At 60.9% G+C, this 12595-nt stretch carries 11 protein-coding genes and 1 tRNA gene; 9 read left to right on the top strand and 3 right to left on the bottom strand.

The window, feature by feature from the left end; translation table 11 throughout:
- Positions 1 to 58 precede the first annotated feature (58 nt).
- From AX703_RS28800 to AX703_RS03290, 5 genes are all read left to right on the top strand, one after another.
- On the top strand, positions 59 to 349 hold the full coding sequence (locus tag AX703_RS28800; RefSeq protein WP_082734368.1) for an AlpA family phage regulatory protein: 291 nt from the start codon (positions 59 to 61) through the stop codon (positions 347 to 349).
- 116 nt (positions 350 to 465) lie between these two features.
- Complete coding sequence (locus AX703_RS03300) at positions 466 to 2751, top strand: DUF5906 domain-containing protein (RefSeq protein WP_156451893.1); 2286 nt, start codon at positions 466 to 468, stop codon at positions 2749 to 2751.
- A 255-nt stretch (positions 2752 to 3006) separates the two neighbouring features.
- A complete protein-coding gene (locus tag AX703_RS03295; RefSeq protein WP_062342615.1) occupies positions 3007 to 3714 on the top strand; it encodes a hypothetical protein in 708 nt (235 codons plus the stop codon).
- A 211-nt stretch (positions 3715 to 3925) separates the two neighbouring features.
- Positions 3926 to 4351: a hypothetical protein gene (locus AX703_RS27195; protein ID WP_156451892.1), complete on the top strand. Its 426-nt coding sequence runs from the start codon at positions 3926 to 3928 to the stop codon at positions 4349 to 4351.
- Positions 4352 to 4670: 319 nt separating this feature from the next.
- On the top strand, positions 4671 to 5135 hold the full coding sequence (locus AX703_RS03290; RefSeq protein ID WP_156451890.1) for a hypothetical protein: 465 nt from the start codon (positions 4671 to 4673) through the stop codon (positions 5133 to 5135).
- Positions 5136 to 5240: 105 nt separating this feature from the next.
- Here AX703_RS03290 and AX703_RS03285 read toward each other — a convergent pair.
- A tRNA-Ser gene (locus tag AX703_RS03285) sits at positions 5241 to 5331 on the bottom strand.
- A gap of 75 nt (positions 5332 to 5406) precedes the next feature.
- Here AX703_RS03285 and AX703_RS03280 point away from each other — a divergent pair.
- Positions 5407 to 6402, top strand: coding sequence for a peptidylprolyl isomerase (locus AX703_RS03280; protein WP_062342611.1), 996 nt, complete (start codon positions 5407 to 5409; stop codon positions 6400 to 6402).
- A complete protein-coding gene (locus AX703_RS03275) occupies positions 6399 to 6719 on the top strand; it encodes a DUF1905 domain-containing protein (RefSeq protein ID WP_062342609.1) in 321 nt (106 codons plus the stop codon). The genes AX703_RS03280 and AX703_RS03275 overlap by 4 nt, the downstream gene beginning before the upstream one ends.
- Here AX703_RS03275 and AX703_RS03270 read toward each other — a convergent pair.
- On the bottom strand, positions 6716 to 7165 hold the full coding sequence (locus AX703_RS03270) for a tRNA (cytidine(34)-2'-O)-methyltransferase (protein WP_039334991.1): 450 nt from the start codon (positions 7163 to 7165) through the stop codon (positions 6716 to 6718). The genes AX703_RS03275 and AX703_RS03270 overlap by 4 nt on opposite strands.
- 125 nt (positions 7166 to 7290) lie before the next feature.
- Between AX703_RS03270 and AX703_RS03265 the strand changes: the two genes are divergently transcribed.
- Positions 7291 to 8580 (top strand): cystathionine gamma-synthase family protein, encoded by a 1290-nt coding sequence (locus AX703_RS03265; RefSeq protein WP_062342607.1) that lies wholly within the window; start codon positions 7291 to 7293, stop codon positions 8578 to 8580.
- A 42-nt stretch (positions 8581 to 8622) separates the two neighbouring features.
- Here the strand turns inward: AX703_RS03265 and AX703_RS03260 are convergent, their stop codons facing one another.
- The gene (locus tag AX703_RS03260) at positions 8623 to 9087 is read right to left on the bottom strand and encodes an Lrp/AsnC family transcriptional regulator (RefSeq protein ID WP_062342605.1); all 465 of its coding nucleotides are present in this window, start codon (positions 9085 to 9087) and stop codon (positions 8623 to 8625) included.
- A 90-nt stretch (positions 9088 to 9177) separates the two neighbouring features.
- On the opposite strand from AX703_RS03260, the gene putA reads away from it, so the two are divergent.
- Positions 9178 to 12595: trifunctional transcriptional regulator/proline dehydrogenase/L-glutamate gamma-semialdehyde dehydrogenase (gene putA, locus AX703_RS03255; RefSeq protein WP_062342603.1), on the top strand; the 3418-nt coding region annotated here is incomplete at its 3' end.

The following is a 12595-nucleotide window of genomic DNA, read 5'->3' as shown; positions in this document are numbered from 1 at the left end:
AGGGGCATTCAGGGTTGGATGACCCAATGCCGGTGAAGGTCCGGCGCGCATCGGATGGATGTCCAGCGCTTTCCCCAAAACACGAAGCACGCTTGCTGCATTCATCTTGCGGCCCGCTTCCCGTTGGAAAGACTGCCCAATGTCTGAATTTATCCCAATCGCCCGTGTGGCCGAACGTTATGCGACCACGAAGCATTCCATTTATCGCTGGATGCGAGAGGACCGCGACTTTCCGGCTCCCATCCGCCTACCCGGCGAAACCCTACGCTGGCGACCGTCCGACCTAGAGGCATGGGAATCGACCCGCATGGTAGACCTGAAGCCTTCCGGCGCAACTGCACACAGGTGAACGATAAAAAATTGCCCGGTGGACTGTGATGAGTCCACCGGGCTGCAAAAGGTTTTTCAAGTATGTCAGAATTACCAAATGCCGCCAATGGTGGCAAGCCTGTGTCTCCCGTACCGGTGGCACTGCTTTCTCACCCTCAATTCGTGGTGTGGAAGCTGATACATAAAACAGGCATACCAAAGCCCGTCAAAGTGCCAATCGATCCTAAAACTGGCATGCCTGCATCGGTAGATAACCCGGCCACATGGGGCACTTACTCCGTAGCAAACGAAGCATATCAAAGGGGCGGATACAACGGCATAGGCTTCGTTCTCACCACTCAGGACCCGTTCGCATTTATCGATTTGGATGATTGCGCCGATCCCAACACCAACGAATGGAAGCCTCACGCAAATGCCGCCATGTTGGGCTTTCCGGGCGCTTGGGAAGTGTCGCAGTCGGGTAAGGGACTACACGGCATAGGCCATGTGAGCGACAAGCCTAGATTGGCCAACAAACGGCGAAAATTCACCGATGCCAATGGCAATCGATGCGAGTGCTACACCTTTGGCCGGTTCATCGCGTTTGGCACGTCCGGATGGCATGGGGAACCCTCTGTCGATTGGACAGGTACGCTTGCATCATGGTTGCCCAATGCGGAACAGGAAAGCGACTATGCGCCTGTAAACTGGACCGATCAGGCGCGCGCCGGGTATGATAACCAAAGCAATGATGATGAATTGATCAGGGGGGCACTTGTCAGCAAAGCCCCGCTTGCATCGTTGGGCCGCGCGGCAACGTTTGCCGAACTGTGGAACGCCGATCCGGTCGCCCTTGGACGATACTTTCCCGACCAAGGCGACCGGGCGTTTGACCATAGCAGCGCCGACCTAGCGCTTATGAATGCGCTGGCTTGGTGGACAGGCTGCAATCCTGTTCGCATGGAACGCTTGTTCAATCAGTCCGCTTTATCGCGCGGTGATCAACGCAAAACCAGACTTGCCATTGCCAAGGCTATTGCCGATCCGAACCGCTCTTTTTTCAGTCGCGCTCAACGTCTGCGCGATGATCAACGAATTGGCGACGACATCAGCTTTGGAGTCTTACCGACCATCCTAACGCTTGATGAAGCGCATGCGGAATTTGTATTCATTGGCGACGGTTCAAACATTGTGAGCCGGTCAACCAAAACGGTTCGCAAATATGCAGACGCGAACCACGAATTTGCCGCTTCGAAACACCCTGTGGATACCGGCAAGATCGACAATGAGGGCCGACCGGTCATCAAGCACGTACCGGTGCTGAAGCTGTGGCTTGAAAGCCCAAGCAGGCTTGGAGCCGATACAATCACATGGGCACCGGGCGAACCGGAGTTTTGCCGACCGCCTGAGCGGCTTCAAAGCGGCGACCGGGCATACAACCTGTGGATTCCACCGACGATGATGGAAGCACCGACCAACTGGCAAGAATGGGCGAAACCCTTCCTGCAACATGTCGAATATCTTGTGCCGGTCGAAGCCGAACGAACCCGCTTTTTGCAATGGGTCGCGCACATATTCCAGAAACCCGGTGATTTGCCGCACACCTGCTATCTGATGATTGCAACGCAAACCGGCATAGGACGCGGCACGCTTGCAAGCATTTTAACGCGGGCATTGCGGGGATATTTGGCCGCAAACATGAATGTTGACGCACTTTTCGGCGGGTTTAACGGTCGCATATCGCAAAAATTAGTCGCAACAGTTGACGAGGTTCGCGAAGGCCATTCGATCAATCGCTATGCCAAGTCTGAGTCGTTGAAATCAAAGATTACAGAAGAAACACGGTCCCTTAATCCGAAATACGGCGCACAATCTGTCGAGAAAAACTGTTGCCGATGGCTCATGTTTTCCAATCATTTGGACGCATTGCCATTTGATAACAGTGATCGCCGAATTATCGTAATTGAAAACCCAACATTTCGGCAAAATCCAGAGTGGTACACTTATCTGCACAGCATAATGAACGAAACGTCGTTCATTGCATCAGTTCAAAAATATTTCGTGACCCTCGATATTTATGGATTTAATCCACATGAACCAGCTCCAATTAACGATGCAAAGCGCAAAGCATTAATCGCACTAGAATCGGAAGTAGCGCGCGCCTGTCGCGACTTCATAAATCAGTGGCCGGATGATCTGGCTACCGTTTCAGACTTGCGCGAATTTGTTGGCGATGATGCACCAGCCAGTCGCGCCTTGCATCATGAAATCGAGCGCGCCGGAATGCTCACAGCAGGCAAGGTTCGAGTTGCGGATAAATCTGAAACCGTACTGATAGTTCGCGGCGGATTGACTGGCGACGATGTGAGAGCCGCTTCAAATTCAGAAATTGTCAGGCGGATAATGGCGGCACGTTTCGCTTTAAGGGCCACAGGGGGCTGAGAGTGTTTCCGATGTTCCTAATGTTCTCGATTCCTACACACCTGAAAAAAGTTTTCGGGAATTTCTAGGTCTTAGATTCCTTAAAAGTGGGGAACATTGGGAGCATTAGGAGCAAGCTGTCTACTATGTGGCCGTTATGAGTAATATCGTGCATATTTTAAGCTGGCTCATTATGCGCAATATTCATGTTGATTATGCTTTTGCACTAGGTCAATTAAGTGTCGTTGCCTTTACTTAACCTTGAGGACTTGCGACATGCCTTATATTGTAAATTCTCGAACCACCGTATTCGACAACTTTGTATCGATCCCGAATGATGATGACGCTTACAACCCCGTCAAAGAGCAACTGATTGCCGTTGACGAAAAGAAAACCGATTTGACGAAGGTCATGTTGCCTGAGGCGTTGCCAAAGGCGCTTAGCGAGTCGGTGCAAGGCCGGACTGCCGAAGCAGAAACCAAAATTCTCTTTGGCAGTTTGATGGCCCGCAAGCGTGCTGCTGAAGCAGCGGAACGAAATATCCAAGCCGCAATCATCGATCCGGCGAACGGTGCTGAATACCGCACCCTGTGGCGTTCACTGCCGATGACAGAGCAGGCCAAGCGACTGAAGGACATGAGCCTTGCCGAAGCATCGGCCTTGTCGCTTTATCCCGACCTTGCCAACGTTGCACCGCAGTTGCGCCCTATGGTGAATGACCGCGCCCAGTTGCTTGCCCATATTGAGCGAACGGCCATTGCTGCGATGCACCCGAACCGTCCGAGTTTGGAAGGCAATGTTCTGGCTACAGGCGTGGACGAGGCAGCGGTCCAGCGAGCCGGGGAAGCCGCGCTTGCCAAGCACAAAGCACGGTTGGAAAGGTCCAAGGATGATGACCGAACGATCCGCACAATCATTCAACACCTTGCCCGTATGTTCGATCAGCCCGCACAGGTGATCCTTGAACGGGTCTCAGGCAAATGAGCCGCCCGGTCAACTGGCCGAAATCCGTGACTCTTTATCCGGGCTCCATGAGCGCGGGTAAAGCGTACGCGGCTATGGAGATTTCTAGACAGACGGCCAAAAACTGGCGTCGTTCGCACGGTATGCCGTCGCCTTGCAGACGGAACGGCTTCTGCACCCACGCGCTGGCCCTATGGCTTCAGCATCGCGGTTGTCGCGTTTCTTGGGGTTAATGGACATGTTTGTATCAAACGAACCGGGCGCGAGGCTATCAAATGGCAAGTTTGCCCCCGGCAATCCCGGTGGGGGGCGACGTGCTGGCGCTTCTGACACTATCTCCCATAGCGCCCAACGCGCTATTCAAGGCCTTGCATCAGAAGCTGTCGCCAAGCTTGCCGAAAAAGTCAGCAATGGTGATTTTGCGGCGATCAAATATGTTTTGGACGCCACATTGCCGCGTGGGGGTAGGACCATAGACCTTGGTGGAAATCCGAGTCCGAATGCGATTATCGAGGCGGCCTCAAACGCGATGATTTCACCTGACGAGGCGGCTCGTCTTGCCCAAGCGTTCAAAACTGCCGGGGATGCGGCCAGTTTGAATGAATTGAAACATCAGGTAGAGCAACTAGAACTGCTTATAACGAGCCTGAGAAAGTGAGCAGAGTTAGCCTGTCCCGGCGCATGGCGGCAATCGAAGCGGCAATGCAGCGCAGCGACCCATTCGGATATGCCGTCCACCATCTAGCACCACGGTTGCGCAAGATTTACGATGCTTGGCGGGCAGAGTGTGAACGCATCACCGAACGGATTGATAACCCGTATGCCGCATCGATTGAAGGACGGCTCCATTTTCCAAGCATGCCGCCAAACGTAGCAACGGCAATTGACGCTCGCTTGCGTAGTCGTCCTCTTAGCGTAGACTGCACAGAAGATGACGCTCGGAACGCCTACAATTTACTTCTAGGGGAAGCGCAGTGGTGAATGAAGGGTATGACCAGATTGTCAGCCTGATAGGTGGGCGGCTGAATTTTTACGTGCTCGGTGGCCGTGTCCTATTGGTTCTAGCTGGTGATCCGCCTGCCGGGGCCATATTCGTGCATGGGTTGGACGTAGTATCTGACAAAGCCCCTGAAGGTCTGACAAATGACGGGATGCTCAGAGTTGGTGCAGTCGCAATAATCCAGTTAGCCGAGATAGCTGCGAATCGTGGTAAGCCTGCCCGGTCCGGCAAAGTCATCATGGATAGGCTGCTAAGTTTGTTTTCAGGTTCCGCGTTAGCGCCGGAAATGATCAAGGCAACACTTTGTGCGGCTTTGGAGCATCCGGGCCTTGCGGGCGAGAACACCTACTTCACGTCTCTCGCGCTCAGTCAGATGCAGGATTCCACAAACGGCAGGGTCGAAGTGGAAATTGAAGGCCTGCCAAAAATCACAAAACACTGATGCAAACTGTTGCGTCGCAATGCACCGCAGTATGGTGGGTAGAAGGTTGATCAATCCACCATCGCCCTTAATTATCCAATAAAATCAAAACATTAAAAAGGTTATTGGCGGAGCGGGAGGGATTCGAACCCTCGATACGCTTTTGACGTATACTCACTTTCCAGGCGAGCGCCTTCGACCACTCGGCCACCGCTCCGCATTGCTCTGGAAGGCGCCCCCTAGCCGCACAAGATCGCTTTCGCAAGGCGTGGCTTCCTGCAATGATGAAGTTATGTCGCTTCTTCTTGCATTGGCCGCCGTTGCGGCTTCGCCTGTGTCTGCCAAGCCTGCCGCCGCGCTGTCGCCGGGGGAGGTTGTGGCTGCTTCACCAGCCGCTGACTGGCAGGCGATTTCGGCGGACGACCTGCTGGTCATAGACCTCGCACCCGATTCCATCGGTAGACCCCGTCGCGTGGTGATCCAGCTGATGCCCGAGCCCTTCTCGCAAGGCTGGGTGGGCAACGTGCGCAAGCTGGCGGCGGCGCACTGGTGGGACGGTCTCACCGTCTACCGCGTGCAGGACAACTGGGTGTCGCAATGGGGCGATGCCGATGGCGAGGACAAGACCAAGGCCAAGCCTCTGCCCGCAGGTATCGAGCAGGTGCCGCAGGAGCGTTATGTGGTGCGGCCCGAAGGGCCTGAGCGCAGCGCGACCCATGAAGAGCTCGACACTTGGCTGGCGACGATCGAGGGCACCCACGCCGCTTGGCATGCGCTGGCGCGCAAGGGGGCCAAGGTCAAGGATTCCGATCCTTACGCCGACGAGACCTTCTTCTATCGCGGCTGGCCGGTGGCGGCATCGCAAGCGGGACCGAGCGCGTGGCCGGTGCACTGCTATGGCAGCATTGGCGTTGCGCGCGACATGCCGCCCGATACCGGGACCGGGGCCGAGCTCTATGTCGCAATCGGGCATGCGCCGCGCCAGCTGGACCGCAACCTCGCCGTGGTAGGGCGGGTGATCGAGGGGATGCAGTTCATGTCCTCGCTGCCGCGCGGCCCGGCGCCGATGGGTGTCTACGCCGATCCGTCCGAGCGCACCCCGATTGTCTCGCTCCATCCGGCGAGCGAAGTGGCGGACCTGCCGACTTACGAGTTCCTTTCGACCGAAAGCGCATCGTTCCGGAGCTATGCCGAGGCGAGCGCCAACCATCGCGAGCCGTTCTACGTGCAGCCAGCCGGCGGGGTGGACATCTGCAATCTCAAGGTGCCGGTGCGTCGCCGCAAATGAACGACGAAGTCTACAGCCTGGCTACGACGTTGTGGCGCTGGGCGGGCGGCGCAAATGGCGGCGACTGGTTCTTTGCCACCATCGCCGGCCCGGTGGGCGAGGCGCTTTCGGGGACCGCAGTGATGCACCGGCTGGAAAGCGGGCGGCGTTCGGGGTGGGGGGCGGTCAAGGTCGTGGCAAAGGTTGGCCAGACCGAGTGGCGAACCTCGGCATTTCCCTCGAAGGCGCTAGGATGGATGGTGCCGATCAAGTCAGCGGTGCGCAAGGCTGAGGGATTGGTCGAGGGCGAGCCCTTTACCCTTTGGCTCATCTTCTAGGGAAGGCCGCCTGTCTGTCGCAGGGCCTCTGCTACGGCGATCGAGGCGGAGGTCGCGAGGTTCATCGAGCGGACCTCTGGCCGCATCGGGATGCGCACCCGGGCGTCGGCGATGTCCGAAATCTCTGCAGGGACGCCAGCGCTTTCCTTGCCGAAAAGCAGGATATCGCTGGGCGCGAAGGTGAAGTCGTAGATCGAGGCGCTGCTCTTGGTTGTGAAGAGTACTAGACGGCCGGGTCCAGCCGCCTCGCGGAAGAACGCGAAGCTGGGGTGCCGGATCACGCGCACGTGGTCGATATAGTCCATTGCGGCGCGGCGTACACGCTTGTCCTCCCACTGAAAGCCCAGCGGCTCGATCAGGTGGATCTCCACGCCGAGGCAGGCGCCGGTCCGCATGACGGCGCCGACGTTTCCAGCGATTTCGGGTTCGAACAGGGCAATGCGCATGGCGGCTGATTGGCGGTGGTGCGGGGCAAAGGCAAGACCCATGCGAAGGCCTTGTCGCGAGGATGCAACCGGGCGTTGCCTCAGGCGTTGTACGCACAAGATCGACAAGGCAGGAGGAGGACGCCATGAACGCACCGCGTGAGAGCAAGACCGCTATCGGCAATCACGAACTGCATCCCGAAACGCTGATGCTGAACTACGGATACGACCCGTTCCTGTCCGAAGGCGCGGTCAAGCCGCCGGTGTTCCTGACTTCCACCTTCGTGTTCCCCACGGCCGAGGAAGGACGCGACTTCTTCGACTACGTTGCGGGGCGCAAGGAGCCGCCGCCGGGGCAGGGCCGCGGCCTTGTCTATTCGCGCTTCAACCATCCCAACAGTGAGATCGTGGAGGACCGGCTGGCGGTCTACGAAGGGGCCGATGCCGGGGTGGTTTTCTCATCCGGCATGGCTGCGATCACCACGACGTTGCTTGCCTTCGTACGGCCATGCGAAGTGATCCTGCATTCCCAGCCGCTCTATGGCGGGACCGAGACCCTGCTGGCGAAGACGTTTGCCAACCTCGGCATCGGGGCCGAAGGCTTTTCTGATGGTCTCAGCGAGAGCGCGGTCTGGGCAGCAGCGGAGCGCGCCTTGGCGCGCGGCCCAGTTCCGCTGGTGATGATCGAGAGCCCGGCCAATCCGACCAATGCGCTAGTCGATATCGCGATGGTGGCGCGGGTTTGCGAAGCGATCGGGCAGCGTCAGGAGAAGCGGCCGCTGCTGGTTTGCGACAACACGTTGCTTGGCCCAGTCTATCAGCAGCCGCTGCAGCATGGTGCGGACATTTCGGTCTATTCGCTGACCAAGTACGTCGGTGGGCATTCGGACCTTGTCGCGGGTGCGGCCTTGGGCTCCGCCAAGCTGATGCGCGACGTCCGATTGCTGCGCAGCGCAATCGGAACGCAGCTCGACGCTCACAGTTGCTGGATGCTCGGGCGCTCGCTCGAGACGCTGGGGCTTCGGATGGAGCGGGCCAATGCCAATGCCGTCGCGGCAGCAGAATTCCTAAAGGATCATCCGGCGGTGGAAAGCGTGGCCACACCCATGTTCGCCGACGCAGGTTCGATGGAGGCGGAGGTGTTCGCGCGGCAATGCGGCGGGGCGGGATCGACCTTCTCCTTCGACATTCGTGGCGGGCAGCCGGCGGCGTTCCGCTTCCTCAACGCACTGCAGATCTTCAAGCTGGCGGTCAGCCTCGGCGGTACAGAATCGCTGGCAAGCCACCCAGCGACGACAACCCATTCCGGCGTGCCGGTGGAGTTGCGCGACAAGTTCGGCGTGCGCGATGCAACGGTCCGGTTGTCGATCGGGATCGAGAACCGCGGCGATATCGTTGCCGACTTGTCGCAGGCCTTGGCCGCTGCGGAACAATGAGTGATAAAGCGCGCGCTCCTTATTGATCCGCCTTGCGCCGGGCTACTCCTTCACCGTCTCCATCGCCACGAAGGTCGAGGTGCTTGCCACGTGCGGCAGGCTCGAGATCTTTTCGCCCAGCACGGTGCGGTAGCGGCGGATGTCGGGGGTGCGGACTTTCAGGAGGTAGTCGAAGCTGCTGGCGATCATGTGGCATTCCTCGATCTCCGGGATGCGCAGGACGCCGGCGTTGAATTCGGCCAGCGCCTTGTCGCGCGTGTCGGACAGCTTCACTTCGGCAAAGGCGACGTGGTCCATGCCGAGGCGCGCATAATCGACCTGCGCGGTGAAGCCGCGGATCACGCCGCCTTCGACCAGGCGCTTGAGGCGGACCTGGCAGGGCGTCTTGGACAGGCCGACCCTTTCGGCCAGCGCGGTGACGGGAATCCGGCCGTCGGCCTGCAGGACCTTGAGGATCTTGTGGTCATGATCGTCCAGATCGCCTGCGGTGAGACCTGTTTTGGGCATTATCATCCTTTGAATGACGCATGAAAAGGCAATCAGGTTTTAGACTGGGGGTTCTTTGGTCAGATTGCCGTCTGGCCTCGTGGTATGTCAATGGCCATGATCACGCCCTTCACCTCGTTCGCCCCGCCTGTCCGTCCTGCAACGCCGCTGCGCCGCGCGATCACCGCTGCAGCGCGGGTCGACGAGGCCGAGGCGCTGGCGCCACTGCTGCGTGCGGCGACGCTGCCTGAGGATTTGCGCGCGGCCATTCGTGCGACGGCAGGCGATCTCGTCACGGCACTGCGCAGCGAGCATCGCGGCACGGGCGTTGAAGGGCTGGTGCAGGAATATTCGCTGTCGAGCGAGGAAGGCGTGGCGCTGATGTGCCTGGCCGAGGCGCTGCTGCGCATACCCGACACCGCGACGCGCGATGCGCTGATCCGCGACAAGATCGCCGATGGCGACTGGAGCGCGCATCTGGGCGGCGGGCGTTCGCTGTTCGTCAATGCGGCGTCGTGGGGTTTGGCGGTGACGGGCAAGCTGGTGAGCAGCGTCGACGATCGGGGCCTCGGCGCGGCGCTGACGCGGCTGGTGGCGCGGGCCGGGGAGCCGGTGATCCGACGCGGCGTGGACCTGGCCATGCGCATGATGGGCGAACAATTCGTGACCGGCGAGACCATCGAGCAGGCGGTGGGCCGCGCGCGTGAACTGGAAGCGAAGGGCTTTCGCTACAGCTATGACATGCTGGGCGAGGCGGCGACGACGGCGGCGGATGCGGCACGCTATTACGCCGATTACGAAAAGGCGATCCACGTGATCGGCGCGGCTTCGGCCGGGCGCGGGATCATCGAAGGGCCGGGGATCTCGATCAAGCTATCGGCGCTGCATCCGCGCTATTCGCGGGCGCAGGCGGGAAGGGTGATGGACGAGCTGCTGCCGCGGGTGAAAACGCTGGCGAAGCTGTGCATGGGCTATGACATCGGGCTGAACATCGATGCCGAGGAAGCCGAGCGGCTGGAGCTGTCGCTTGACTTGCTGGAAAGCCTGGCGACCGATCCGGAGCTGGCGGGCTGGAACGGCCTGGGCTTCGTGATCCAGGCCTATGGCAAGCGCTGCCCGGCGGTAATCGACTGGATCGTCGATCTGGCGCGGCGGTCGGCACGCCGGATGATGGTGCGGCTGGTCAAGGGCGCCTACTGGGACGCCGAAATCAAGCGCGCGCAAGTGGAAGGGCTGGAGGACTTCCCGGTCTATACCCGCAAGGTCCACACCGATGTTGCCTATGTGGCATGCGCGCGCAAATTGCTGGTCGCGCCCGATGCGGTGTTCCCGCAGTTCGCGACGCACAACGCGCAGACGCTGGCGACGATCTATCATTTGGCTGGGCCGGACTATCGACCGGAAGACTATGAGTTTCAGTGCCTGCACGGCATGGGCGAGCCGCTCTACGCCCAAGTCGTCGGCGCCGACAAGCTGAACCGGCCGTGCCGCATCTATGCACCGGTGGGGACGCACGAGACGCTTCTGGCGTACCTGGTGCGCCGATTGCTGGAGAATGGGGCAAACAGCAGCTTCGTCAACCGCATCGGCGACCCGTCAGTGCCGGTGGCCGAGCTTGTCGCCGACCCGGTTGAGGTGGTGCAGGCGATGCCGCACCCCGGGGCGCGCCATGACGGGATTGAACTGCCCACGGCCATCTATCCCGACCGGCGCAATTCGGCGGGGTTGGATCTGGCCTCCGAAGCAGTGCTGGAGAAGTTGACGCGGGATCTGCAAGCGAGCGCGGCGGTGGACTGGCGCGCGGGTGAGGGAGAAGGGCGGGCAGTGCTCAACCCTGCGGATCACCGCGACGTTGTGGGGCATGTAGCCGAAGTCTCGCCCGACCACGCGGTCGCCGCCGTGGCGCGGGCGGCGGCTTCGCGATGGTGGCAGGAACCGGTGGCGAGCCGGGCGGCGAAGCTGGAGCGGGCGGCGAGTGCGATGCAGGCGCGGATGCCGGTGATGCTCGGCCTGATCATGCGTGAGGCGGGCAAGTCGTTGCCCAACGCGATTGCCGAAGTGCGCGAGGCGATCGATTTCCTGCGCTATTATGCCGCGCAGGCGAGGGCCACGTTCGGCGCGGCGCAAGTGCCGCTGGGGCCGGTGGTGTGCATCAGCCCGTGGAACTTCCCGCTGGCCATCTTCACCGGCCAAGTCGCGGCGGCACTGGTGGCGGGCAATGCGGTACTGGCCAAGCCCGCCGAGGAGACGCCGCTTATCGCTGCCGAAGCCGTGCGCCTGCTGCACGAGGCGGGCGTGCCGGAGGATGCGCTGCAGCTGGTCTGCGGAGATGGTGCGATCGGGGCGGCGCTGGTGGGCGCAGAGCAGACGGCTGGGGTGATGTTCACCGGATCGACCGAAGTGGCCCGGCTGATCCAGCGGCAATTGGCGGGCAGGCTCTCGGCGGATGGCAGGCCGATCCCGCTGATCGCCGAGACGGGCGGACAGAACGCGATGGTGGTCGACAGTTCGGCGCTCGCCGAACAGGTTGTGGCCGATGTCATCGCTTCGGCCTTCGACAGCGCCGGCCAGCGCTGCTCGGCGCTGCGGGTGCTCTGTCTTCAGGAAGAGGTGGCCGACCGGACGCTCGCCATGCTGAAGGGGGCGTTGCAGGAATTGCGGATCGGGCGGACCGATGCGCTCGATGTCGATATCGGGCCGGTCATCGCCGCCGAGGCGAAGGGCAATATCGAGCGACACATTGAGATGATGCGGGCAAAGGGACTTGCGGTGAGCCAGCTGGCGCTGCCGGACGAGTGCGCGCAAGGGACGTTCGTAGCGCCGACGATCATCGAGATCGGCTCCATGGCAGACCTTGGCCGCGAGGTGTTCGGGCCGGTGCTGCACGTATTGCGCTTCCGGCGCGAAGGGCTGAACCGACTGATCGACGAGATCAACGCCACCGGCTATGGCCTGACCTTCGGCCTGCACACGCGGCTGGACGAGACGGTCGCGAACGTCACTGCGCGCATTCGCGTCGGCAATATCTACATCAACCGCAACGTGATCGGCGCGATTGTCGGCGTGCAGCCGTTCGGCGGGCGCGGGCTTTCGGGAACCGGGCCGAAGGCGGGCGGGCCGCTCTATCTCGGGCGGTTGGTCAGCCGCGCGCCAGTGTTTGCCGAGCGCGGGGGGCGCGTGCCGGGCGCAGCGCAGGACCTTGCCGACTGGCTCGACGCGCAGGGCGAGGCCGAGCTTGCGCGCAAGGCGCGGCGCTATGCCGATGCCTCGGCGCTGGGGGCGGAGCTGGAGCTGGCGGGGCCGGTGGGTGAGCGCAATCTCTATGCGTTGCACCCGCGCGGGGGTGTGCTGCTGGTGCCGGAGACGCGCGGCGGGCTGATCGAGCAGATGGCGGCGGTGCTCGCCACCGGCAACCGCGGCGTGGTGCAGGGGATGGCCCTGCCGGAAGGGCTGCCGGAGAGCGTGGCGCGGCGGTTTGCTGCCGGGGGCGAGGGCTTTTCGGTCGCGCTGGTCGAGGGCGGGGCGGAGC

The organism is Novosphingobium sp. CCH12-A3 (genome assembly GCF_001556015.1).
GTDB classification, from domain to species: domain Bacteria; phylum Pseudomonadota; class Alphaproteobacteria; order Sphingomonadales; family Sphingomonadaceae; genus Novosphingobium; species Novosphingobium subterraneum.
This window is presented reverse-complemented; position numbering and strand designations above follow the sequence as displayed.

Bases quoted from the DNA above. Each gene is read 5' to 3' on its own strand.
- AX703_RS28800 (WP_082734368.1), top strand. From the start codon at position 59: ATGTCCAGCGCTTTCCCCAAAACACGAAGCACGCTTGCTGCATTCATC.
- AX703_RS03295 (WP_062342615.1), top strand. From the start codon at position 3,007: ATGCCTTATATTGTAAATTCTCGAACCACCGTATTCGACAACTTTGTA.
- AX703_RS27195 (WP_156451892.1), top strand. From the start codon at position 3,926: ATGGACATGTTTGTATCAAACGAACCGGGCGCGAGGCTATCAAATGGC.
- AX703_RS03280 (WP_062342611.1), top strand. From the start codon at position 5,407: ATGTCGCTTCTTCTTGCATTGGCCGCCGTTGCGGCTTCGCCTGTGTCT.
- AX703_RS03275 (WP_062342609.1), top strand. From the start codon at position 6,399: ATGAACGACGAAGTCTACAGCCTGGCTACGACGTTGTGGCGCTGGGCG.
- AX703_RS03270 (WP_039334991.1), bottom strand. From the start codon at position 7,165: ATGCGCATTGCCCTGTTCGAACCCGAAATCGCTGGAAACGTCGGCGCC.
- AX703_RS03265 (WP_062342607.1), top strand. From the start codon at position 7,291: ATGAACGCACCGCGTGAGAGCAAGACCGCTATCGGCAATCACGAACTG.
- AX703_RS03260 (WP_062342605.1), bottom strand. From the start codon at position 9,087: ATGCCCAAAACAGGTCTCACCGCAGGCGATCTGGACGATCATGACCAC.